At 61.6% G+C, this 24,392-nt stretch carries 21 protein-coding genes; 8 read left to right on the top strand and 13 right to left on the bottom strand.

Going from position 1 to position 24,392, the window contains the following annotated elements:
- Window positions 1–9 precede the first annotated feature (9 nt).
- Window positions 10–384, bottom strand: a complete 375-nt coding sequence (yajC, locus tag HAP41_RS23950) for a preprotein translocase subunit YajC (RefSeq protein WP_071913636.1) — start codon at window positions 382–384, stop codon at window positions 10–12.
- 181 nt (window positions 385–565) lie between these two features.
- Between yajC and HAP41_RS23945 the strand changes: the two genes are divergently transcribed.
- Entirely contained in the window at window positions 566–1,570 is a 1,005-nt protein-coding gene (locus tag HAP41_RS23945; RefSeq protein ID WP_166096733.1) for an ATP-binding protein, read from the top strand.
- 282 nt (window positions 1,571–1,852) lie between these two features.
- Here the strand turns inward: HAP41_RS23945 and HAP41_RS23940 are convergent, their stop codons facing one another.
- On the bottom strand, window positions 1,853–2,869 hold the full coding sequence (locus tag HAP41_RS23940; protein WP_166105819.1) for a SphA family protein: 1,017 nt from the start codon (window positions 2,867–2,869) through the stop codon (window positions 1,853–1,855).
- 951 nt (window positions 2,870–3,820) lie between these two features.
- Between HAP41_RS23940 and HAP41_RS23935 the strand changes: the two genes are divergently transcribed.
- The 3 genes from HAP41_RS23935 to istB all read left to right on the top strand — a co-directional run bounded on the left by HAP41_RS23935 (window position 3,821) and on the right by istB (window position 7,726).
- Window positions 3,821–5,278, top strand: a complete 1,458-nt coding sequence (locus HAP41_RS23935) for an outer membrane protein (protein ID WP_224580759.1) — start codon at window positions 3,821–3,823, stop codon at window positions 5,276–5,278.
- Window positions 5,279–5,406: 128 nt separating this feature from the next.
- Complete coding sequence (gene istA, locus HAP41_RS23930; RefSeq protein WP_166096740.1) at window positions 5,407–6,948, top strand: IS21 family transposase; 1,542 nt, start codon at window positions 5,407–5,409, stop codon at window positions 6,946–6,948.
- Between the two features lie 16 nt (window positions 6,949–6,964).
- A complete protein-coding gene (istB, locus tag HAP41_RS23925; protein ID WP_166063422.1) occupies window positions 6,965–7,726 on the top strand; it encodes an IS21-like element helper ATPase IstB in 762 nt (253 codons plus the stop codon).
- A gap of 339 nt (window positions 7,727–8,065) precedes the next feature.
- On the opposite strand, the gene HAP41_RS23920 is transcribed toward istB, so the two are convergent.
- Window positions 8,066–8,467, bottom strand: coding sequence for a MarC family protein (locus HAP41_RS23920; RefSeq protein ID WP_248577109.1), 402 nt, complete (start codon window positions 8,465–8,467; stop codon window positions 8,066–8,068).
- A gap of 98 nt (window positions 8,468–8,565) precedes the next feature.
- Here HAP41_RS23920 and tnpA point away from each other — a divergent pair, with 98 nt between their 5' ends.
- From tnpA to HAP41_RS23900, 4 genes are read left to right on the top strand one after another with little or no spacing between them, the layout of a single operon-like run.
- Window positions 8,566–8,988: an IS66-like element accessory protein TnpA gene (gene tnpA, locus HAP41_RS23915; protein ID WP_166055731.1), complete on the top strand. Its 423-nt coding sequence runs from the start codon at window positions 8,566–8,568 to the stop codon at window positions 8,986–8,988.
- On the top strand, window positions 8,982–9,335 hold the full coding sequence (tnpB, locus tag HAP41_RS23910; protein WP_166065968.1) for an IS66 family insertion sequence element accessory protein TnpB: 354 nt from the start codon (window positions 8,982–8,984) through the stop codon (window positions 9,333–9,335). Before tnpA ends, tnpB begins: the two co-directional genes overlap by 7 nt.
- 51 nt (window positions 9,336–9,386) lie before the next feature.
- On the top strand, window positions 9,387–10,952 hold the full coding sequence (gene tnpC, locus HAP41_RS23905) for an IS66 family transposase (protein ID WP_166055670.1): 1,566 nt from the start codon (window positions 9,387–9,389) through the stop codon (window positions 10,950–10,952).
- Window positions 10,949–11,551 carry a plasmid pRiA4b ORF-3 family protein gene (locus HAP41_RS23900; protein ID WP_166055583.1) on the top strand — a complete coding sequence of 201 codons (603 nt, stop codon included), beginning with the start codon at window positions 10,949–10,951 and terminating at the stop codon, window positions 11,549–11,551. The genes tnpC and HAP41_RS23900 overlap by 4 nt, the downstream gene beginning before the upstream one ends.
- A 3-nt stretch (window positions 11,552–11,554) precedes the next feature.
- On the opposite strand, the gene HAP41_RS23895 is transcribed toward HAP41_RS23900, so the two are convergent.
- From HAP41_RS23895 to HAP41_RS23850, 10 genes are all read right to left on the bottom strand, one after another.
- Window positions 11,555–11,842, bottom strand: coding sequence for a MarC family protein (locus HAP41_RS23895; RefSeq protein WP_166096758.1), 288 nt, complete (start codon window positions 11,840–11,842; stop codon window positions 11,555–11,557).
- A 12-nt stretch (window positions 11,843–11,854) separates the two neighbouring features.
- Window positions 11,855–12,664 (bottom strand): MIP/aquaporin family protein, encoded by an 810-nt coding sequence (locus tag HAP41_RS23890; RefSeq protein WP_071917433.1) that lies wholly within the window; start codon window positions 12,662–12,664, stop codon window positions 11,855–11,857.
- 115 nt (window positions 12,665–12,779) lie between these two features.
- Complete coding sequence (locus HAP41_RS23885) at window positions 12,780–13,400, bottom strand: ParB-like protein (protein WP_071913628.1); 621 nt, start codon at window positions 13,398–13,400, stop codon at window positions 12,780–12,782.
- A 625-nt stretch (window positions 13,401–14,025) separates the two neighbouring features.
- Window positions 14,026–15,006, bottom strand: coding sequence for an HAD family hydrolase (locus HAP41_RS23880; RefSeq protein ID WP_414643295.1), 981 nt, complete (start codon window positions 15,004–15,006; stop codon window positions 14,026–14,028).
- Between the two features lie 130 nt (window positions 15,007–15,136).
- Window positions 15,137–16,762 carry an arylsulfatase gene (locus HAP41_RS23875; protein ID WP_166105821.1) on the bottom strand — a complete coding sequence of 542 codons (1,626 nt, stop codon included), beginning with the start codon at window positions 16,760–16,762 and terminating at the stop codon, window positions 15,137–15,139.
- A gap of 230 nt (window positions 16,763–16,992) precedes the next feature.
- Entirely contained in the window at window positions 16,993–18,639 is a 1,647-nt protein-coding gene (locus HAP41_RS23870) for an arylsulfatase (protein WP_166096764.1), read from the bottom strand.
- Between the two features lie 240 nt (window positions 18,640–18,879).
- Window positions 18,880–20,550: an arylsulfatase gene (locus tag HAP41_RS23865; protein WP_166105823.1), complete on the bottom strand. Its 1,671-nt coding sequence runs from the start codon at window positions 20,548–20,550 to the stop codon at window positions 18,880–18,882.
- Between the two features lie 126 nt (window positions 20,551–20,676).
- Window positions 20,677–21,672, bottom strand: a complete 996-nt coding sequence (locus tag HAP41_RS23860; RefSeq protein WP_166096766.1) for a formylglycine-generating enzyme family protein — start codon at window positions 21,670–21,672, stop codon at window positions 20,677–20,679.
- Between the two features lie 396 nt (window positions 21,673–22,068).
- A complete protein-coding gene (locus tag HAP41_RS23855; RefSeq protein ID WP_166096769.1) occupies window positions 22,069–23,454 on the bottom strand; it encodes a LysM peptidoglycan-binding domain-containing M23 family metallopeptidase in 1,386 nt (461 codons plus the stop codon).
- A gap of 109 nt (window positions 23,455–23,563) precedes the next feature.
- Window positions 23,564–24,214, bottom strand: coding sequence for a protein-L-isoaspartate(D-aspartate) O-methyltransferase (locus HAP41_RS23850; RefSeq protein ID WP_028152470.1), 651 nt, complete (start codon window positions 24,212–24,214; stop codon window positions 23,564–23,566).
- Window positions 24,215–24,392 lie beyond the last annotated feature (178 nt).

The raw sequence follows: 24,392 nt of genomic DNA, 5'->3' as shown, positions 1-24,392 counted from the left end.
CGGAAGCGCTCACTTCGACGCGGCGTCGTCCTTGGCGGCTTCCTTGCTATCCTTGGATTCCTTCGCCGGCTCGCCCTTCGCGCGCACGCCCGAGATCATCTGGCGCATCTGCCGCACGCGCACGCCGTCGGAAATCTCGAACTCGATCTGGTCGTCGTCGACGACCTTGGTGACCTTGCCGACGAGGCCGCCCGAGGTCACGACGGTGTCGCCGCGGCGGATGTTCTTCACGAGGTCGGCATGGTCGCGCACCTTCTTCTGCTGCGGGCGCAGAATCAGGAAGTACATAATCACGAAGATCAGGGCGAACGGCAGCAGCGACATCAACATGCTGTTGGTGTCGCCGGCGCCCGCGGCCTGGGCATACGCAGGGGTAATGAACATTCGGACGATCCTCGTGGAAACGGGGGAAAACCGGTCAGGCCCTCAAAGGCGACCGGTTCGGTCAAATTCGCGCGGACTATAGCGGCCATTGCCCCAATTGCAACGCTGCCAGACCGTCGATTTGGCCATCTTGCGGCGCGGCCTCAGGCCCGATAAGGCTGCATTCTCAGGAACTTCGGACATGCCCAAAAAACCAAGCAAAAGCCCGGCCGGCAAAGGCCCCCGTACCCCTGCCAGGATGCCAGCCCGCGTCGCGGCAAAACGTCCCAAGGCAACACCCAAGGCAGTTGACAAGGCAGTCGCCAAGGCAGCCCCGGACCTCTCCCAGGATCGTATCGTCCGCGCGCTGGAGACGATCGCGGCGCACCTCGCCGCCCAGGGCAAGCCGGCCGTCGAACGCGAATCGTTCGAGCGGGCGGACGCCTATGTCTGGCACCCCGACGGCCGCCTCGCTGCGGTGCCGCGGGTCAGCCGCGTCGAGCTGTTCCTGCTGAAGGGCGTCGACCGGATGCGCGACATCCTGATGGAGAACACCGAGCGTTTCGCCAACGGCCTGCCGGCCAACAATGCCCTGCTCTGGGGTGCGCGCGGCATGGGCAAGTCGTCGCTGGTGAAGGCGGCGCATGCCAGCATCAACGCGGAACGCAAGCCCTCCGACAAGCTGAAGCTGATCGAGATCCACCGCGAGGACATCGAGAGCCTGCCCGCGCTGATGGAGCAGCTGCGCGCCTCGTCCTTCTACTTCATCGTGTTCTGCGACGACCTCTCCTTCGACGGCAATGATGCGTCCTACAAGTCGCTCAAGGCGGTGCTCGAAGGCGGCATCGAGGGCCGGCCCGAGAACGTCATCCTCTACGCCACTTCCAACCGCCGCCATCTGCTGGCGCGCGAGATGATCGAGAACGAACGTTCGACCGCGATCAATCCCGGCGAAGCGGTCGAGGAGAAGGTCTCGTTGTCGGATCGCTTCGGCCTGTGGCTCGGCTTCCACCGCTGCAGCCAGGACGAATATCTCGCCATGGTGCGGGGCTATTGCAGCCATTTCGGCATTGAGGTCGATGACGAGGCGCTGGAGCGCGAGGCGCTGGAATGGTCGACGACGCGCGGCTCCCGCTCGGGCCGCGTTGCCTGGCAGTTCGTGCAGGAGCTTGCGGGGCGGCTCGGCGTGAAGCTGACGGTGAATTAGCGGTCGGATCGCCACCCGGCTACGTGCCGCACTTCCTCGAAGGCGGGGGTCAAGGGCGCGTGCCTTGCTTCGTCACCATGTGCCGGGTCGGCGTGACGGTACTTTCAGGCGCGGCGGGCGAGATCGCAAAGGAATCGCGCGCGAAGGCGACGCCTGCTACGCGCCGGCACTACGGCCTCGGTGGTGGTCACCGGAGCGAGCTTCGACGGGGACCAGGTGCCACCGGTTGCCCGCGTGTTGCAAAGAATGATCAGCAAACTGACAGCCGCAGCTTGATAGCTGCTAGAATTTTCTAACGATGGGCTTTGTCGTCGGAGGTGCTCCGGGCGCGGGCGGCGAGATAGAGAAGGTGACCCAGGTATTCCAGCCTGATGGCCGGTTTTCCGCAGCGAACTCACCGTAAGCCTTTAAATTGAGATAGCCCTGCATGTCGCCGACCGGAAACAGGAATCCAATCTGGGGGCCGATGCCGACCACTTGGGACTGGAAGCAGCCGACACGGTCACCTGAACCGCTGTCGCAGCCGAGTTCCTTGTAGACATAGCCCACGAGGCCAACCATGACCTGCTTCGACAGGAATTGCGATGCACCCCAGTCGAAGTGCATGTCGACGCCATTCTGATACTGCGTTGCGGTGTTCTTGAAATTGTAGGTGAAGCCGAGCACGCCGGAGAATTCGTGGCCGGTCTGCGGATTGAAATAGGTGTAGCCGCCGCCGGCGTCGATCGCGCCGTGTCCGATGCCTATATTCGACAGGCGCGTGGATTGGTAAGCGCCAACCGGGATGTCGCCCATGATATAGGTCATGTAGTTGTGGACGCCGGCGTTCCAGCGCAATTGGAATACCGGCGCCACATCCCCAAAGCCCCATGTGGTGTCGCTGATGGTGTCGGACCGCGCGAAGGGAACAGCGGCGAGCGGCGGCGCCGAGATCACACCGGACAAAGTCCCTGCCAAGCTGGTGCCGACGACACCATAGGCTCCCAGGAGGGACACCGACGCCTGACCGCCGAGCACCGGCGTCGCGAATACATAGGTCGGGAGCACAAAGCCAAGATCGCCCGTGGCGTTGACGTTCAGATTCAGATTTGCATTGAGGGTGCCGTTGACCGGAACCCTATTGAGCGTGAATTCACGCGCACGCGCGACGTCGGCGCCGGCGGATACGGAGGTGTGATAGTAGATATTCGTCAGCGACCAACCCGGCTGCAGCGGTGTAGCCGCCAAGCTTCCAAAAAAACCGGGGACCCAGAAGCTGACGCCGCCTTCATCGGCCAACGCGCAATGGGAAAAACCCATGATCGCGGACGTCAAGACGAATGCAGCAACGCCAAGTCTGCGGCGACGTGCTGATTTCGATCGCTCACTCTGCCCCGCCGCCAGTGCAATGCTCACTGTCATGTCGTGCCTCGTAAGATGTGTTACCTCCGAATACAATCCGGCGACAGCGTACCCCCGGGGCGATCGGGGCTCATCATGTAAAATTCAACGGGGATAGATCTATCGCAAGAAAGATCAATGCTGCGACCAAAGAGCCACATTCGGTAACCCAAGTCCGATCGGGCGCCACGGCAGATCTACTGCAACCCTCTCATAGCTGGAAATGTTGGGTATGCAGTTTGTGCCACCGATTCTATTTTCGGACCCCCACCAACGAGTGAAAAAAAACAAGCTCGCATCGCCGTTCGCCGGCGTCTCTTGCTGCAACGCGATGCCAGCCGTTGCTAGGTCGCATATTGAGCCTCACGACTGCTTATTGGTAATCGAGTGTGACCAAGAGCAAAGTTGCCAGACGATGAACCTCAAGCTCACGCTCGTCGGCGTCGTTCTAGCGCCAGTCTTCGCCGCACCCGTGGCCGATCGCCCATTCGAGGATGCCGTCGATGCTCACGCCAGAGGCGATTACGCCAAGGCCCTGTACGGCCAAGGCGTGGGGAAGCCGGCTACGCAGCAACCTCCTCGCTAGCCGAAACTTCTATTGCGGTGCTGATGACCGCCATGGGCACAAATTCCAATGCTTCACTGCCAGATCGCCCAGCGCGTTCTCAAACAGGAGACGATCGCAAAGTCAGACAACAATGTTCACTTAAAGAACACGAAGCGGCACGAAGATCCTCAATTTCGTTGTTGCCGAAATGTCACCTGCATCGACATTGCAAGCTAGGCTTGATGCAGGTCAAACAAGTTGATTGGTCAGAGACCTTCTTGGTCATATGTTTGCGAGTTGTGGCCGACCTTGAGGAGGCGACAGTGCAGAGAGTTTTCCTCATTTGCATCGCGGCAGGATTGTTGAGCGGACCCGCTCTTGCGTCCGATCTGCCTGTCAAAGCTCCGATATACAAAGCACCAATCGCGGCACCATTGTACAATTGGGGAGGGTTTTATGTTGGTGCCAACTTCGGTGGGGGATGGTCCAACGGCAGCCTGAACATTCCCGGCAACAATCTGTATGGCGGCCTGACCGAATTCGTTGGAGGCGTGCAGGCGGGCTATAACTTCCAGGCCGGCCACTTTCTGTTTGGTGTCGAAGGTGAGTTCGATGGAGCCGGCTTCGGTCATCCGGTCTTTCCTGCTCCGACATTAGCCTTTGTAGACCAGCACTGGATCGGCACCGTGGCGGGCCGTGTCGGCCTCGTGGATGATCGATGGCTCGTATTCGCCAAGCTTGGCGGCGGCTGGGTCAACAGCAGCGCTACTTTGAACCTCCCCGGCGCCGCTTGGAACGGGACCAGCACGAACACCGGCTGGTTGGCGGGCGCTGGCATCGAATACGGCTTCAAGTCGCATTGGACCGTCAAACTCGAATACGATTATCTTGGGCTATCGAACTGGCGTTCTCCCACCGTCCCCTCGGTCGCTTTGAACCGCGACCTTCAAATGGTCAAAGCTGGCATCAATTATAAATTCGAAAGCGGCCTTCCTGCGGAGGCCGAGGCGCCGAAGCATTCCCACGAGCCTTCGGACGACGAAGATCTACAGAAGAAATCACAAAACCCGATCGCGGATTTGGTCAGCGTGCCGTTTCAGAGCAACACCAATTTCAATACCGGACCATTCAATCGCACCCAGGAAGTACTCAACATTCAACCCGTCGTGCCCATGCATTTAAACGATGACTGGAACGTAATCTCACGTACCATCATTCCGTTGGTGAGCCAGCCAAGTCCGTTCTTCGACAGCAACACCAACGGGATTGGCGACATTACTCAATCGTTGTTTGTGTCCCCCGTGCATCCCGGGCCGCTGATCTGGGGCGTGGGACCAGTCTTCACCGTTCCGTCCGCAAACGATCCCATCCTCGGGACCGGTAAATTCTTGTTCGGCCCAACGGCCGTGTTAGTGGTCACGCCGCCACATTGGGTGATCGGTGTATTGCTCAATAACCAGTGGTCGGTCGGCGGCAATCCGCTGCGACCGCCTGTCAACGCCTTCCTCGCCCAGCCCTTCGCCAACTACAACATGGCGCACGGCTGGTACCTGAACACATCACCCATCATCACCGCGGATTGGCTCGCGGCGTCGGGGGAGCGGTGGACAGTGCCGGTCGGCGGCGGTATCGGTCGGGTTTTCAGAGTGGGTGATCAACCGATCAACGCATCGATTCAAGCCTATTACAACGTGATACGTCCGACCGGCGCTCCGGCCTGGTCCCTGCGAACTACTTGCATGTTTCGCGGGATCGTGAGCACGGATTTCAGGGGATCGTGAGCAGAGATTTCAGACGATCGTGAGCACGGATTTCGCGGGATCGTGAGCAGCTTTTCAGCAACTCAGCCCGCTTCGGCCGACAACTCAACCGGCTTAGGAACTGCCTCGTCAGTGAACGAGGAAGGCCGATGCCCACCCAGAGATTGTCGATGCGCCGGATCAAAGAGGTTCTCCGCTTAAAACATGTTCAAGGCTTGCCGGAGCGAGCCATCGCGCGCACCTTGGGCATCAGCAACGGCGCCGTGCACAGCTATCTACGCCGAGCCGGGGCTGCCGGGCTGAAGTGGCCGTTGCCGGCCGGAATGAGCGACGAGGACCTGGAGCTGCTGCTTTTCCCGGCGCCGAGGCCTGCGTCGCAGAGCCCCCAGCGGGCCGTTCCCGACTGGGGCTATGTCGACAAGGAGCTGCGCCGACGCAACGTGACCCGTCGGCTGCTGTGGGACGAGTATCGCGCCACCCATCCCGATGGCTTCGGCTACACCTGGTTCTGCACGACGTACGAGGCCTGGAAGGGGCGAGCCCGGCCTTCGATGCGGCAGACGCATCTGGGCGGCGAGAAGGTTTTCGTGGATTTCGCCGGCGACACCATCGACGTCATCGATCCCTCAAACGGGGAAGTGCAGTCGATGAAGCTGTTCGTCGCGGCGATGGGCGCCTCCAACTATACCTATGCCGAGGCCTGTCCAAGCGAGGGGCTCGCCGACTGGATCCGGGTCCACATCAATCTTTTCGCCTTCCTCGGCGGCGTGCCGACATTCGTAGTCTGCGACAATCTCAAGGCCGCCGTCACCAATCCCGACCGCCACGATCCCGGCCTCAACCGAACCTATGCCGAGATGGCGAGCCATTACGGCACGGCCATTCTCGCAGCCCGGCCGCGGCGCCCAAAAGATAAGGAAAAGGTCGAAGTTGCGGTGCAAGTCGCCCAGCGATGGATTCTGGCGCGGCTGCGCAACCAACGCTTCTTTTCGTTGGCGGAGCTGAACGCAGCCATCAAAACACTCGTCGTCGAACTCAATGCAAGGCAGATGCGCGACTTTGGCGCCAGTCGCGCCGAACTGTTCGCCGAGCTCGACAAGCCCAAGCTTACAAAGCTGCCGGACCAGGCTTACGCTTTCGCACGCTGGAAGCGATGCCGGATCGGCCCCGACTATCATATCGAGATCGATGGACACTGGTATTCCGCGCCGTATCGGCTCATCCGTGAGCTTGTCGACGCACGCATCGATGACAGAACGGTCGAGATCTTCCACAACGGCCGCAGGATCGCCAGCCACGCCCGCGCGCCCAACCGGCGGGGCCACACCACCATCGCCGACCATATGCCCAGCGCCCATCGGCGCTACGGTCAATGGACGCCCGCCGGAGTGATCGTCGCCGGCGAGCGGATCGGTCCGTCGACCGCCGCCTTCTTCCAGGCCGTGATCGCGGCCCGGCCGCATCCCGAGCAAGGCTTTCGCACCTGCCTCGGCATTCTGTCACTGGTCAAAAGCTACAGCGCGGAGCGCGTCGAAGCGGCCTGCCGGCGCGGCATTCTGATCAAGGCGCGATCCGTCGCCTCGATCCGCTCCATCCTCCAGAACGGTCTGGATCGTACCTTTCTCGACGAGCCCTCCGAACACCAACCCCTGCGCCACGGCAACATCCGCGGCCGCGATTATTTTCACTGAAGCCAAGGAGACCTGTATGCTCAACCATCCCACCCACGAACGCCTGATCGAGCTCGGCTTGAGCGGCATGGCCAAGGCCTTCGAGGAGCAGCGACGATCGCCTGATCTCGAAGCCTTGCCGTTCGAAGATCGCATCGGCCTGCTGGTCGACCGGGAAGCGGCGGAACGCGACACCAGGCGGCTCACCACGCGCCTCAAGCTGGCCTCGCTCCGCCAGAATGCCTGCGTGGAGGACGTCGATTTGCGCACGCCGCGGGGTATCGACCGGGCCGTCTTCGCCAAGCTCGCCAGCGGCGACTGGATCGATCGCCACGAGAATTTGCTCATAACCGGGGCGACCGGATTGGGCAAAAGTTGGTTAGCCTGTGCCCTCGGCCACAAGGCCTGCCGAGATAATCGCTCGGTCCTCTATCACCGCGTCCCAAGATTGTTCGAAGCGTTGGGGCTCGCGCGGGGCGATGGACGTTATGCCCGCTTGCTCAAAACCCTTGGCCGCGCCCAGGTTCTGATTTTGGATGATTGGGGATTGTCGGTGCTCACCGCTGCCGAGCGGCGCGATCTACTGGAAATCCTTGACGATCGCCATGGCCGCTCCTCCACCATCGTAACCAGCCAACTCCCTGTGGACACATGGCACGAAGTTATCGGAGATCCCACGCTAGGCGACGCGATTCTGGATCGCCTCGTCCACAACGCTCACCGCCTCCAGCTTGCTGGCGAAAGCATGCGAAAACGCAACGCCAAAACCATCACCCTTGACGAGCAGCCAGAACGCTGACCCTATCACCGCCTCGGCCGGAGCGAGGCTGCTCACGATCGTCTGAATTCGGCGCTCATGATCGCGCGAAATCGCTGCTCACGATCACTGAAATATGCAAACTACTGTCGCGTTGCTGTTCCCGGTTAATTGACACGGCAACCTGGTGCGCAACGAGACTTGTGTCTCGGTGTCCGAAGTGGATGATCGCGTCCTTTGTACTGTGGGCGGACAACTTCCCGACGCCGCGTAATACGGTCCACCTCGGACTCGGTTCGGTTCAGAACAAATCTCCGATTGGCAGAATACATCCGAGGTCAAGATCGCCCCGGAATTTGCGTGGCGCCACCAACAGCTAGTTCAACGCAGAATCGTCACACCATGCGTCTGCAATGCCTCGATGATACCGTCGAAGATCAGCGCAACGCCCATCGCAGAGACGAAGAAGCCAACTATTCGGGTGATAGCATCGATCCCCATTGCGCCGAGCTTGTCGAAAAGTTTCCCGGCATATGCCAGACACAGGTAGGTGACGACCATCGTCGCGAAAATAGCCACGACGATCGCTATGAAAGAGGCCAGTTCCGCTGATGATCGCTTAATCGTGGCAGTCATGCCGAGGATGGTGGCGATAGCGCCTGGTCCGCACATGAGCGGCATCGCAAGCGGCACGAAAGCTATGTTACCGCTCTGATCCGCGCCGCTGGCCGGAATCACGCCACCGGAAGCGGATGGTGAAAATAGTTCAAAGCCGATCTTCATCAGGATGATCGTAAGCGTAGCGCCGAGGCCCGTCTGATTGTTTGTGCGGAGTCTTGAGAGCACCGTTAGAAGAGTCATCTTCTGGAAGGGTGCTCACAATGGACGACCATTCTGACGACATAAGACGACCGTTGTCACCGCGTATTGAAGTGTTCGCTGGCGCAGGTCGAAAGCGCTGGCCGGATGATTTGAAGGCGCAGATTGCGGCGGAAAGCCTCGAACCGGGGGCGGTTGTAACAGACGTCGCTCGTCGCCATGGCTGCCGGCCCCAGCAGGTGCATGATTGGCGGCGCCGGGCGCGTTTGGGCCAGTTGGTATTGCCGGCGTCGGCGGACACGCTGTCGTTCGTGCCGGTGGTGTCGGAATTAGCGTTGCCTGCGGCCGCAGAGCCCTCCGGTTCGCCGGAAGCAGCCATTGTTACGGTTGAGTTCCAGGGCGCGCGCGTGGAGGTGCGCGGGGCGCCTGGCCTTGCTGCGTTGAGCGATGTGTTCATTGCGCTGCGACGGACACGTTCATGCTGACGATGCCGGCGAGCCTCATGATCTACGTGGCGACGCAACCTGTGGACTTCAGGAAGGGTGCAGAGGGCTTGGCGCTGCTGGCGAAGGATACGCTGGGCCATGACCCGATGAAGGGCGTGGCGGTGGTGTTCCGTGCGAAGCGCGCCGATCGGGTGAAGATCGTCGTCTGGGATGGCAGCGGCCTTGTGATGTACTGGAAGCGGCTCGATGGCAGCGGCTTCAAATGGCCACCCATCGTGGCCGGTGTGATGCGGATGAATGGGGCCCAGCTGTCAGCACTGCTGGCCGGCATGGATTGGACGCGCATGCACGCGCCTCGGATCCCGCAGCCGAAAGCGCTTGCGTAAAAATGCAAATCATCGCTGCATCGTGACGCGAAGCATGGCAAGCTCGGGCCAATGAGTGATTTGCCTGATGAGCTACCGAGCGATCCAGCCGAGTTGCGTGCCTTTGCCGCGGCTCTGCTGGATCGCTGCGCCCGGCTCGAGCGGTTGCTCAAGCTTGCGAAAGATGCGCAGTTCGGTCGGTCCTCGGAAAAGCTGGACGCTGATCAGCTGCAGCTTGTTCTGGAGGATATCGATCAGGCCGTTGCGGCTCTCGAAGCCGCCGAGAATCGTGCCAATCCCAAAACAGGCGAGAAGAGAGCTGCCGCGCGCAGAGCCAACCGTGGTCAGCTGCCGGAGCATTTGCCGCGCGTCATCGAGACTATGATGCCGGCCGAGAGCTGCTGCCCGTCTTGTAAGGGCAACCTCTTCGAGATTGGTCAGGATGAGAGCCAGAGGCTCGACGTCGTTCCGGCGCAGTATCGCGTCATCATCACCCGCCGTCCCAAGCTGGCCTGCCGCGCCTGTCATGGCGTCGTCCTGCAGCACGCGGCTCCCGAGCGATTGATCAGGGGAGGATTGCCCACCGAGCGGCTGGTCGCGCATGTGATCGATGCCAAGTATCACTGGCATTTGCCGCTTTACCGCCAGGCGCAGATGCTGGCGACGCACGGAATAGCGCTGGATCGTTCCACGCTCGCCTTCTGGGTCGGCTATGCCGCCCAGGAATTGAAGCCCGTGTGGCATCGTCTGCGCCAGCTTCTGCTCGCCTCCTCGAAGCTCTGTGTCGATGAGACCCCGGCGCCGGTGCTGGATCCGGGGCGCGGCAGAACAAAAACCGGCTACTTCTGGGCGCTGTCACGCGATGACAGGCCTTGGGCCGGACCTGATCCGCCTGGGGTAGTCTATGCCTATGCACCGGGCCGCGGCGCCGTTCATGGCTTGCGGCTGCTGGAGGGCTATCGCGGCATCATCCACTGCGACGGCTATCAGGCTTACAAGACCATGACCCGAGAGACGCGTGCGGACGCCCTGTCCGGGACGCTCGCCTTCTGCTGGTCGCATCTGCGGCGCCAGTTTGTGAAGATCGAGCGGGAGGCTGCGCCTGCGCCAGCTCCGGTTGCCCGCGAGGCTCTTGAGCGCATCGCCCAGCTTTACGCGGTCGAGAAGGCCCTCCGCGGCCGATCTGCGGACGAGCGCCGTGCTGGCCGACAAGCGCATACCCGGCCTCTGGTTGCAGCCTTGAAGCAGTGGTTTGAGGCCAAGCTCGATCACCTTGCGCAGAAGAGCGACACGGCGAAGGCTTTGCGCTATGCACTACGTCATTGGGACGGCCTGACGCTCTATCTTGATGATGGGCGCATCGAAATGGACACGAATGCTGTCGAGCGTGCGATGCGACCGATCAAGCTCAACGCCAAGAACTCTCTTTTTGCCGGTTGCGACGAAGGCGCCGGGAATTGGGCATTGCTGGCTTCGCTCATTGAGACCTGTAAGCTCAATGGCGTCAGTGCCGAGCACTGGCTCGCTGACGTTCTCGCCAAGCTCGTCAATGGTTGGCCTGCAGCGCGACTGGACGAACTGCTTCCCTGGGCGTCGACCTATACGATGCATACACGCGATCCGAGGCTGGCGGCATGAGCCTGAACACGACCGCGGTCCGGATCAAGGTGACCCTCAAGGATGTGAAGCCGGAGGTGATGCGTCGCCTTGTCGTACCCGTCACCCTGCGCCTTGATCGGCTGCATCTGACGCTTCAGGAGGCATTCGGCTGGACGAACAGTCACCTCTTCGAGTTCTTTGCTGGTGAGGCACATTGGGGGATTCCCGACCCCGACAATGATTACGGTCACCAGCCCATGGATGCCCGCAAAGCGCGGCTGTGCGATATCGTTCGCGAGACCGGCGCCAAGACGATCCACTATCTCTATGACTTCGGCGACAGCTGGGACCATGTGATCAAGCTCGAAAAATGGTTCGAGAACACCACGACGGAGGGGCTTCCCTTCCTGCTCGAGGCCGCCGGTCGTTGTCCTCCGGAAGACGTCGGCGGTGCGCCAGGCTATGCCGAATACCTCGCCGCCATCAGCGACCCCGCCCATCCCGAGCACGGACACATGCGCCTCTGGGGCCCGGAGCGGTTCGATCCCAACGTCGTCGACCGGAAGGCACTCGAAGCCGCCGTCAACGCGTTGTCCGACACAAGGAAGCCGCGGCGACGCGCCACGCGAACAAAATAGGCGTCAAGCGCCATTCAAAAGGGCCGCAGAGCTACGCTTACGGATGATCCCGCCGACGATGCGGACCATGCTCAGCGGCACGCCGAACAAGCGTAGGATCAGCGTTCCGAAGATCAAGAAAAAGAGAGATAGAAGCAGCGCATAGAGGCAAGCTTTCCATGCCACCTTGCGATGTGTGGCGGCGTCCTTGCCTTCCAGCATCTTCAGATAGACCGGCAGGACCTCGAACGGATTTATTATCGCGAGCAAGGTCGCGAACGTACCCACGAACAGCGAGAGTTCATGACCCATTATGCCTGCGCCTCACCCTTTCTCCGGGTGCTCGACTTCGGTGAAAAGGCTCCCCTGTGCCGCACCTGAGCCCGCGCGGCCGCCGCCGGCACCGCGGAGCACCCATGCTGCACCCACTGCGAGAACTGCACCCACGAGTGGACCTGCGACATACACCCAGTAGCTCGTGAAGTCGGTCGCGATCAAGTTCGGGCCGAACGTGCGCGCTGGGTTCATCGACGCTCCCGAGATAGGGCTCCCCCACAGCCCGGCGAGCGCAATGTACGCGCCGACGCCGATCGCGCCGATGATCCCGATGTTCTGAGCGCCTGACGCCGTGCCGAGAATGACGCTGACGAGACCGAGGGTCAGCACGGCCTCCATCAGGAACGCATCGGACGCGGAGTATCCCGACGCGGGATAGTTCGACCCGTAGCTGGCCGACACGTTGATCACGGCGTGCAGGAACAGTGCCGCGAGCGTCGCCCCGATCAACTGCACGACGATATATCCCGGTACGCGACGCCACGGGAAGTCGCCACGCACCGAGAACGCGATACTGACCGCGGGATTGAGATGAGCGCCGGACACTTTGCCCATGAAGAGGATGATCGCCATCACCATCAGACCGGGTGCGACGACCGCAGCGGCACGGCTGATCGTGCCGGGAAAGGCCTGCCCCATCATGCCGCCACCGGCGGCCACGAGGACGAGGAAGAACGTTCCGAGCAGCTCCGAGAAGAGGCGGCGCCACTCTTGGTTCGGATCGTGGAAGTCGTTTAGCGACGCGACAAGCTCGTGATCCAGATGGCTCAGCGTTCTGTCGGCCTCTGTTTGCGCCATGAGCTGCTCTTTCCTCTAGTCGATGCCGCTGTCCGTTAGCCTCTCGCACCGGGCCAGCACGGCTCCTCAGGTCTTCGGCGCGCTTGCGGATTTTTCGAGCGGGATAGGCATGCCTTCAATCCTCCAAGACGGGACCACACCAGCCGGGCAGGTAGCTCGCCTCCTCGTTTTTAGACAATTCCAGGGCTTGCTCGAGAGCGGCCTCGAAGTGGGTCTCTACGGTTTTGCGCTTGACCCGGCGACGCAAAAAATCCGCCCACAAGAACTCGCTGAACGGCGTCGTGTCCTTGGCGTACCCGCCGGCGCGCCGCAGTTCGCCCGCCAACGAGCGGAACGGATCGTCAACAAGCCCGGCCACGGTCTTCGGCAAATCCTTGTAAGGGCGCAGACGGCCCTCGTCGTCGTACGAATGCATCCAGCTTTGATTGTCCAAGACGAACCAGAACGAATCGGGCTCCAGCGTCCTGAGGTTTTTCACCACGGTAACCAATACCTCTTCGACCCCTTCTTCATGGAGCGCACGCGCCAGGTGGTGATGATCGATGACGTAGTGGCGGTCCTTCGGGCCAAGCACGACCGGGATCATGTGCTTGCCCAAGAACTCGGCTCCTTTCTCTTTGCTCTCGTCGCGCCAGCGCTTGCGCTTCTCCTTGACCTCCCGAATGCCGACCGTCATCTGGGTCGGGCGCAGGTCTGCGATCGCAACGGGCTTGAGAATGGGTTCACGGTCCGACATCGTGCAGACTTCTTTGATCACTAGTCCGGAAATGTTCGCTTTTAGAAGACGTCGTCGCCTCGTCAGCAACCGACCCCGAGGCCAGCCGCGTCCGGTCCGTCCCGATCACCGGACATTCTCAGCGCCCGTCGGCAAAGCCCGCCTTTATAACAACGACCCTTCGTTGTGCTCACGGTGGACTATTCCATTGATCTGGATCAACGGTCGGCCAAGACTCTTGGCGCACGCCCGTACCGGGGCTACACGGACATGATGGCGCTTCGTGATTGTGGTCGATGGCGATGCGGCCATCCTGAAGCGTGTGGCGCATGCTGTTCGCAGGTTTAGCTTCGAATAGTCAATTCGAGGGAGTCTGACCATGAACATCACTCCCACCATGCGCGCATTGGTATGGTCGACCTCCGTTCTGGCTCTCACAATTGGTCCGACCTTCGCCCAGCAGATCTCGGGAACGCCGGCTGATGTCCTCCTTGCGTTAACAGCGGACGTCCGCGCCTCGAACGCGGTGCCGCAGGCGACAAAGATGGTCGGTGTGCAAGTCCGGAATGCGTTGGGTCCCTCTTGCCGGTAACCATGTCCACTGGCTATTGCCGTCCAGATGGCACGTATGGGTCCTTAGAGGATGTCAGTCGAAGGCAAAGATGCGCTTCCAGTCCTTTTTCATGTCGACGACCGCCCACTTGTTGACGGCCGCGGCGTCGAGCGCGACGTCGAGTTTCCCGAAATGCGAGTCGCGGTCATAGGCATATTCGCGTTCCGCATCGGTATGGTGGACGATCAGGCCGAACCGCGCGCCACTGGCGCCGAGCGTCGTCCATTGCAGCATTTCGAGATCGCCGTCGGAGTTGCCGAAGGCGGCGATCGGACGCCGGCCAATGTGCTCGTTGATGCCGATCGGCTTGCCCGCCTTGTCGTCGATGAAATTGATGTCGGGCAGCCGGAAGAGCGTTGGCGCACCGTCCTTGATCTCAAATCGGGTTTTGATCGACGATCCGACCACCTGTTCCGACGGCACCCCGTAGATCCGCTCGGTCCAGGGCCGCATGAACTCGATGCCGCCACCCGACACGATGAAGGTCTTGAAGCCGTTGGCCCTGAGGTAGGCAAGCAGTTCCAGCATCGGCTGATAGACGAGCTCAGTATAAGGGCGCTTGAAGCGACGGTCGCGCGCGGTCGCGAGCCAGTCGGTCACGATTTTCTCGAACTCTGCCGTCGTCATGCCGGCATGAGTTACCGCGATGATCTCGACCAATCCCTTTTCGCCGGAAGCCGCCAGCGCCTTCAGATCGTTGTCGAGCACCGCCGCGAACGGCTGCTTGGTCTTCCATTCCGGATGCATTGGCGCCATGGCCTTCACGCGGTCGAGGGCGAAGGCCAGTTGCACATACATCGGCTGCTCGACCCATAGTGTGCCGTCATTGTCGAAGGTCGCGATGCGCTGCTCGACCGGCACGAAGAAAGGCCCGCCTTGCGTCGTGACCCGCGCGACGAAATCGAGGATCGAAGCCTTGGTCGCCCCCTCGTTCAAGGACGGGAGTGGATCGCGTGCCTGTGCCAGCGCGGAGGTGGAGCGGAGTGAGGCGGAGAGCAAGGGAAGGACGGCCAGTGACGAGAGCAGGATGCGGCGATCGATAGCAGGAAAACGGATGATCGGTTTCAAGGTCGACTCCTTTCCGTTGCCAAGCGGGCGCACAGGAGTTCGGTGCGCCCGCCATGAAACCAGTCGATGCCAGGCGCTACTTGCCCACCGCCGCCCGGGCCGCCTCGATTTTCGCCTTCACGGCATCGAGGTTGAAACTCGCGCCCTTTTGCATCGGCGGAAACTCGATCGCCGTCATCGCCAGCTTTTCCACCTGCTGCTGAACAAATACAAAGCGCCAGAATTCGTATTTGAACCAGTCGAAGTATTGCTGCGCGCCTTCTTTACTCCCGTTATCGGGCCAGCCCGTGCGCTCGAATGGATCGAGGCGAAGATTGGTCAAATAGGGCACGTCAACCTTGGTTTTTTCGCCGAGCCAGCCTTTTGGCTGGTCGATGAAGCGATACTTGAAGTCGTCGATGCGCACGGCACCGAGTTCGCTCTCTCCGAAGTAAAAGATTTCGTGCCGGTTCGACGGCCCCTTGCCGGTAATCATGTCCATCTGGTTATAGCCGTCCAGATAGCACTTATAGGTCGTGTCACCGATCTGTTTGCCCTTCTGCAGCTCCTCTGCAATGTTCGGGTTGCCGGCGGCCGCCAGCAAGGTCGGAAACCAGTCCAGACCGGAAATGATGCCGTTCTCGACCTTGCCGGCCGGCACCTTGCCCGGCCAACGGATCATGCAGGGCACGCGGAAGCCACCTTCCATGACGGTGCCTTTGCTCTGCGCGAAAGGCGTCTGCCCGCCATCGGGCCAGGTGAAGACCTCGGTGCCGTTGTCGGTGGTGAAGACCACGATGGTGTTGTCGTCCACGCCCATATCCTTGAGCTTCTGCATCACCATGCCGACGTCGTCATCGAGCTGCGCCATGCCGGCTTCATGTATCGACCAGCCGTTCTTGGAGTTGCGCGTCGCCTCGTACTTTGGTGAAAGATGCGTGACGATGTGCATCCGGGTTGGATTGAGCCACAGGAAGAACGGCTTGTTGTCGGCCTTGGCCTTCTCGATGAACTTGATCGCCAGGTCGCGGATTTCGTCGTCCACGGTCTCCATTCGCTTGGGATAGAGCGTTCCAGCATCCTCGATCTTCTGCTTGCCAACCTTGCCCCAACGCGGGTCGTTGGTCGCATAGGTATGAAGCATGTTGCGTGGACCGACGACGTTCAGCAGATCCTGCGGGTAGTTTGGGTGCGCGGGGTCTTCCATTGCGTCGAGGTGATAGAGGTAACCGAAGAACTCGTCGAAGCCGTGCACTGTCGGCAAGAATTCATTCTTGTCGCCAAGGTGATTCTTGCCAAACTGGCCGGTGGCGTAACCCATTCCTTTCAACGCCGTGGCGATGGTCACGGCCTGCGCGGGTATGCCGATGGCAGCGCCGGCCTGGCCGACAGTGGTCATGCCGGTGCGGATTGGCAATTCACCGGTGATGAAGTTGGCGCGACCTGCCGTGCAGCTCGCCTCGGCATAGTAATCGGTGAACAGCATGCCTTCGGCGGCGAGCTTGTCGAGATTGGGCGTCCGGCCGGCCATCAGGCCGCGGTGATATGCGCCGATATTCCACATGCCGATGTCGTCCCCCATGATGACGACGATGTTCGGCCGCTGCCCGGCTGGCGCGGGTGCCGGCTGCTGCGCCTGTACCGCGGTTGTCAGCCCGACAGCCGAGAGCGCCGAAGCGGCGACAAGAGAACTCCCGCTCAGCAAAAGATCGCGGCGTTTCATTCCGCCGCCCGATTGTGGAGTAGCGTCGTGGGAATCTCCAGGTGGAAGCTTATTGCTCATGACGTACTCCTCCCGTTGTTACGCAATTGGCTCTGTTCGCTTGACGCATCGGAAGCCGGCGTGGCTTGTGGAGGTGGTGACCGGCCCGACGCGGCCTCTTGGATCACTTGCTCGCTATTCCGTTGGCGGGCGCTCCGACGCGGAGCGCCCGCTCACCTCATATTTATCTGCTACTTGCCAGCCTGCGACTGCATGGCCTTTTCGATCTGCTCCTTGACCGCTTCCAGATTGAAGCTCGCCCCCTTCTGCATCGGCGGGAACTCGATCGCCGTCTGGGCGAGCTTGCCGACCTCCTGCTGCACGAACTGGAACCGCCAGAACTCGTAAACAAACCAGTTATAGAATGCCAACGACCCCTGCGCGCCGTTGGGCATGTTCGTGCGTTCGAAGGGATCAAGGCGGATATTGGTGAGGATCGGCCAATCAACCTTGACCGTGGCGCCCAACCAGCCGCTTGGCTGATCGGTGAAGCGATACTTGAAGTCGTCGATACGCACCGCGCTCAGTGTGCCCTCGGTGAAATAGAAGACCGAGTGGCGGGCAGACGGGCCCTTTCCGGTAATCAGATCCATCTGGTTGTATCCGTCGAGGAAGACCTTGTAGGTCTTGCCGGCGAGTTGCTTTCCTTTCCTCAACTCGTCGGCAATATTCGGATTGCCCGCTGCGGCGACGAAGGTCGGGAACCAGTCGAGTCCGGAGATAATGCCGTTCTCGACCTTTCCCGCCGGCACCTTGCCCGGCCAGCGGATCATGCAGGGCACGCGGAAACCGCCTTCCATGGCCGTTCCCTTGCCGCCTGCAAATGGCGTCTGTCCGCCATCAGGCCAGGTGAAGTTCTCCGCGCCATTGTCGGTTGTGAACGCGACGATCGTGTTGTCGTCGAAGCCCTCGTCCTTGAGCTTCTTCATGACGGCGCCGACGATATCGTCCAGTTGGGCGAATCCGCCCTCGGAAACCGACCAGCCGTTTTCGGAGTTGCGCATGTTCTCGTATTTTTCCGAAAGGTGCGTGACGACGTGCATGCGCGTCGGGTTGAGCCAGACGAAGAACGGCTTGTTGTCCCGCTTGGCCTTGTCGATGAAGTCGAACGTGATCTTCAGGATTTCGTCATCCACCGTCTCCATCCGCTTTGGATAAAGCGGTCCGGAGTCCTCGATCTTTTGCTTGCCGATCTTGCCCCAGCGCGTCTGCACCGTCGGATCGTCGACGTCGGTCGCCCAGGAATGAACCATGTTGCGCGGACCGACGGTGGCCAGTAGCGCTTGCGGGTAGTTGCGGTGGGCCGGGTCTTCCATCGCGTCGAGGTGGTACAGATAGCCGAAGAACTCGTCGAAGCCGTGCATGGTCGGCAGGAATTCGTTGAGGTCGCCGAGGTGGTTCTTGCCGAACTGCCCCGTGGTGTAGCCCATGGATTTTAGTGCGGTCGCGATCGTCGGTGCCTGCGCCGGCATTCCGATCGGGGAGCCAGCCTGGCCGACCGTGGTTAGCCCGGTGCGGATTGGCAGTTCGCCTGTGATGAAATTGGCGCGGCCCGCCGTGCAACTCGCCTCGGCGTAATAGTCGGTGAAGCGCATGCCTTCTGCGGCGAGCTTGTCGAGGTTCGGTGTCCGGCTTGCCATGATGCCCTGGTGGTAGGCGCCGATATTGAACCAGCCGATGTCGTCACCCATGATAAAGACGATGTTCGGCCGCTGGCCGGCCGCTGCGGGCGCTGCTGCCGGCTGCTGCGCTTGTGCCGGCGTTGTCAGCCCGACGGCCGAGAGCGCCGAAGCGGCCACAAGCGAACTGCCGCTCAGCAGCAGATCGCGGCGTTTCATTCCGCCGCCCGATTGCGGCGCAACGTCGTGCGATTCTTCTGGCGGAAGCTTGCTACTCATGACGTGCTCCTCCTGTTGTTATGCAATTGGCTCTGTTCGCTTGATGCATCGGAAGCGGACATGGCTTCTGGAGGTGCCGACCGGTCGGGCGCGGCCTCCTCGATCACTTGCTTGCTATTCCGTTGGCGGGCGCCCCGTCGTGAGGCGCCCGCTTCGTCGGATCACGCTCGTGGCTCGCAGCTAGTCGCTGCGACCGGCAGTCTTGGCCTGCTTGATCTGTTGCATCACCTGATCGAGATTGTAGCTCGCCGGGTCCTGCAGCGGCGGGTACGCAATATAGCTCTCGAGTTCCTTCAGCCAGAGCGCCTGGCCGATGGGCAGCATGTTCCAATCGTAGATGTAGGCTGTCGAAGGGGAGCCGATTGTGCCGCCCTGGCCCATGAGCGTCTTGTATTGTGAACCGATCGAAGTCTCGAACGGGTCTCGCTTGATGTTGACGACCTGGGCCCAGTGATAGGGAAGCGCTCCGGCAATAAAGCCCGCCGGGTTGTCGGACACCATCGTGAAGTAGATCTTCCAGTTCTTGTAGCGCACCGCCGACGGATCCTTGCCCGAATAGTAGAAGAAGGTATCCCGCGCCGACGTTTCCGAACGCCCGGAAAGGTATTCGGCCTGATCGACGCCATCGAGCGTCGTCTTCACGATGCCGGGATATTGGCCGGCCTCGATGCGCTTCTTCAGCGCGTCTCCCTTTGCACCACCGGCGATGTTGACAAATGTGGGCAGCCAGTCGAGTGACGCGAAGATGTCGTTCTTGATGGTGCCGGGCTTGATGACCCCCGGCCAGCGAACGAGCGCCGGAGCGCGCATGCCGCCTTCCCAGGTGCTCAGCTTGCCGCCCTTGAACGGAGTGGTGCCGCCGTCCGGAAAGGTGATGGTCTCGGCGCCGTTGTCGGTGGTGAACACGACGATCGTGTTGTCGAGCTGCCCCATGTCCTGGAGCTTCTTGAGCACATAGCCGATGTTGTCGTCCATCTGCTTCATGCCGGCCTCGTTGAGGCCCCAGTCCTTGCCGCCGGGCTCGCCGACCATGGCCGCGTACTTGTCATTCAGCACGGTTGTGATGTGCATGCGCGCAGGGTTGTACCAGACGAAGAAAGGCTTGCCCGTCGTCTTCGGATCGTTGCGATCGATGAAGTCGATGACCTTGGCCGAGATTTCCTCGTCGACACCCTTCGACCGCTCGAGCGTTAGCGGGCCCTGGTCGATGCACTGCTGAGTCCTGGATGTACCATCGGACTTGCACGACAGGACGTTGCGCGGAGGCGTCAGGCAAACCGACGTTTTCGGATCGACCGCGCCCGGTACCTCCGGGATGCCGGGGATCGGCGTATTCTTGCATGGCGGGGCAACCGTCTGCTGGGTGGGGGACTTGTTGATGTCCGGGAAGCTCACGCCCTGCATCGCATCGAGGTGATACAGGTAGCCCCAGAATTCCTGGAAGCCGTGCGCGGTCGGCAGTGCGTCGGTGTGATCGCCGAGATGGTTCTTGCCGAATTCGCCGGTGTTGTAGCCGAGATCGAGCAGGAACTTGGCGAGCGCCGGGGTGCCGGGCCGCAGATAGGACGGGCTGCCTGGAAGTTGCGGAGGAATCATGCCGGTGCGCAGCGGATGCATGCCGGTGAAGAAGGCGTTGCGACCGGCGGTGCAGCTCTGCTCGGCATAGTAATGCGTGAAAATCGCGCCTTCGTTGCCGATGCGATCGATGTTGGGCGTCTCGCCGACCATCAGGCCGCGATGGTAGATGCTCGGTTGGTAGAGGCCGATGTCGTCACCCATGATGAAGAGGATATTGGGTTTCTGTGCCGGCTGTGCGGTCGCCGGCGTGCTGGCTACGCCGGACAGCGACATCAATATCGTCGCGCCAAGCAGCGAGGCGCAGGACCTCTTGTGGCAACTGGACGTCTTGAACGGTGGAATTGCGGCAAAGGGTGGCTTGTCATTGAATATGCAATTCAACATGGCCTCGCTCTCCCATTATGATGCGATAGAGACACCTCGCCTGATGCACCGAAATCCAAGGTGGCTCGTGGATGTGTCGATCGGCTCCGCATGCCGCGCAGCCGGCCGGTAGCGTCGGCAGTAGTTCGGCGCGCACAAATGCGAGCCGCCTTTGATGACCTTGCGTGGAATCTTGACGTTGGTCGTTCTGGAGTCGTAGCTATCGGCCTCGCGGCCGCCGCGCGGGTTCTCTGGAATGCAGCAGGCTTTTGCAGCGTCAGCCTCATGCCGAGGCGAGTACCAGTCGGATGTCCATTCCCAGACGTTGCCGATCATATCGTGCAGCCCGTAACCGTTCGGCGGAAATGCGGTGACCGGCGATGTCCGTTCGTATCCGTCGTCCCTGGTGTTCTGGCGTGGAAATTCGCCCTGCCAGGTGTTGGCCATGTGACGGCCCCCGGGCGCAAATTCATCTCCCCATGCGAACTCGGCGCCGTCCAGTCCGCCGCGCGCCCCGAACTCCCATTCCGCTTCGGTTGGCAAATCCTTGCCGGCCCATTTCGCGTAGGCGAGCGCATCGCTGAAGGCCACATGCACGACGGGATGATCGTCCAGCCCACGGATGTCGCTGCCCGGCCCGTAGGGATGCCGCCAGTTCGCACCTTTGGCGAAGGTCCACCACTGGCTGAAGTCCCGGAGACTGACCGGATGCGCGGGCGGAGAGAACATCAGCGAGCCCGCATAGACCATGTGCGGGAGTATTCCCGGATAGTCCTTTGGATCGGGCGCGATCTCGGCAACGGTGACGTGGCCGGTAGCCTTCGCGAACGCCTTGAATTGCCGGTTGGTCACTGGATGGCAATCCATCCAGAACGCATCCACGGTGACACGGTGGACCGGCGCTTCTTCCGGATAGTGCCGATCCGAACCCATGCGAAACGTGCCACCCGGCACGAACAGCATCCCCTCACCTGTTGGATGCTGGTACGATTGTCCGGAATCAGGCGGCGATTTCGTATCAGCCAGCTTCATGCCGAACTCCGGACCCGTGCGTCATTGGCCTGCGCTGCTACGGACACGGAACGCGAGGCTTCCAGGTTGATCTAAATCAAAGGGTGTCCCGGTCGGGTTATTCGCGATGTTGCCGGGTCCGGCCTGCCATGTCCGCTGCGCCATCGAAACCGAAGCAGCTTCAGGACATTAGGACATTTCACCGGCAGCCATCGGCTACTTTGCATGGGGTTGTTTTTCGAAAATTGATTGTCCGGACACAAAGGCCTCAGTACGCCACGGTTCGAGGCAGCTTCTCGGCTTGGCAACCGCCGCCTCTGGAATACTGGATCGCCCGCACCAGTGCGCAATGCGCACAAGGCGGGCGATGACAGCATACTCGTGGTGATTGCGTGCCCTACTCTGCGGGCCCGCGCCTCACGCCCCGTTCAGGAATTGAAGCGGGTCAACCGGACTCGATCCCTTACGGATCTCGAAGTGGAGCTGCGGCGACGCCACCTCCCCGGATTGACCCGACTTGGCAATGACCTGACCGCGCTTGATGGTATCGCCGCGCTTCACCATCAGCTCACTCGCATGGGCATATGCGGTGACGTAGCCGTTGGAGTGCCGAACCAGGACCAGATTGCCGTAACCTTTGAGCTCGTTGCCCGAATAGGCGACGACGCCGTCTTCTGCCGCCTTGACCGGCGTACCCTCGGGCACCGCGAGATTGATGCCGTCATTGGACTTGCCATTGGTCTTGGCGCCGTAGCTCGTGACCACCTTGCCGCGCACCGGCCAGCGGAAGGTCGGCAGCGCGCTCGTGGTCTCCGCAGCTTTCGCCGGAGCCTCCGCGGCCTTCTCTTCGACATTGGCCGTGGCCTGGGCCAGACGCGCGCTTTGCACGGGTGCGGCGACAGCGGCCATCTTGGTGGCGGGTGCGGGAGCAACCGCAACGGGCTGCAGCGTCCCCGCGACAGGAGCCGCAGCAACCGGCGCCGCGACGGCGGCGGTCTTGGCGCCCGGCACGGTCAGCCTGGTGCCGAGCTTGAGCTTGGCCGACGGAGCGAGACCGTTGGCACGGGCAAGCTCAGCCGACGAGATGTGGTTCTTGCGGGCAATGCTGGCGAGCGTGTCGCCGTGGTTGACGAAGTGCGTGCTCGGCGGCGCGGCGACGGCTGCAACAGGCTTCGCAGCAGGCGCCATCGCGGGAGCCGCCGCGACAGGAACCATCGCCGGTGCCGGCGCAGCGGCTGTGGTGGCCGGATGCGGGATGATCAGTTGCTGGCCGGGCGAGAGCGCGCGCGGGCCCTTGTAGCCGTTGGCGGCGAGGATCGCCTGCGGCGTGACGCGATAGCGCTTGGCGAGCACGTCGAGCGTGTCGCTGGTGCCGACGATGATCTTGGTGCCGCCGGGCGGCTGGGCGGCCGCGACCGAGCGCGGCGGCACGGTGGCCGTGGTCTCAAGATGCGGCTGTGCCGGGGGCGCGTAGGAGCTGACGCCGCGACCGCCGCCGGACACCCCGCCACCCGCCGCAACCGGATAGGATTGCGGCGCGGAGACCGCCGGCGGCGGCAAGGGCTGCGACTGATAATAACCGGGCTGCGTCTGCGGCCGCGAATATTGCGGCAGCTCACGCTGCGGCGGCGGTGCCTGCTGCACCGAGCCGGTCTGCTCAGACGCGAAAGGATTGGAGAAATTCGACTGGGACAGCCGCGACTGCATGTCGGCGCTGCACCCTGCGAAGCTGAACGAGATCAGCGCCAAGACCGCAACCTGCGGCACGCGGCGCGAGTAAAGCAACTCGGCGACTACAGACATGGTTACTCACTCGTACGCAACAGAACTGGTCTTTTAAGTAAACACGTCGCGAGTAAATAACGGCTTAACCCTCCCAATAAGATGTTGGCGGCACAGCCGATCCGGAAATCTACAGCTCCCGCGCCACCCCGGGCAGCGCCGGCACGAAGCGGACCTCGACGAGTTCCTTGCGTTCGATCCCGGCTTCGGTCCGGCTGAAGCGGACCAGCGTCTGCACACCATGGTGCGGGCCGATGGGTGCGATCAGGATGCCGCCGACCTCCAGCCGCTCGACCAGGTTCTCCGGAAGCTGCTCCATCGCGGCGGTCACGATGATGCGGTCGAACGGGCCGATATTGGCCGGCAGGTTGAGGCCGTCGCCGAGCATCACCTCGACATTGTGACAGTTTAGCTTTTCGAGCCGGGCGCGTGCCGCCTCCGCGAGCTTGCGGTAGCGCTCGACGGTCAGCACCTGGCCTGCGAGCCGCGACAGCACGGCGGCCTGATAGCCTGAGCCTGCGCCGATCTCGAGCACGCGGTGCTTCTTCTGGAGCTGGAGTTGCTCGGTCATGTAGGCGACGACGAAGGGCTGGCTGATGGTCTGCCCGCAGGCGATCGGCAGCGCGCTGTCACGATAGGCGGCGTCGCGATCGGTCTCCTCGACGAACAGATCGCGCGGCACCTCCTCCATGGTCCGCAGCACCGCCTGATCGCTGATGCCCCGGCGCCTCAGCGAGAGCTGAAACATCATCTTTTCCGGCGGGTGCTGATCGGAGGTCATCGCTGCTTATCGTCTCGTCGGGTCCGGGGCCACGTGTCTCGTTAAGACCCGGGGCAGGAATCCTGTTCCTACCCAGGAACCCATGATAGCCGTTCGGGCGCGGTATTGGACCATAAATCGGCTTGCAACGGGTTGGCTGCAAAGACCATTTTCGGGTGCCCGCTCGCCGAAACGCGCA

The sequence above is a fragment of the Bradyrhizobium barranii subsp. apii genome, assembly GCF_011516635.5.
GTDB lineage: Bacteria > Pseudomonadota > Alphaproteobacteria > Rhizobiales > Xanthobacteraceae > Bradyrhizobium > Bradyrhizobium barranii.
Note: the sequence above shows the minus strand (reverse complement) of the source record. Positions and strands in the feature narration are given on the sequence as shown.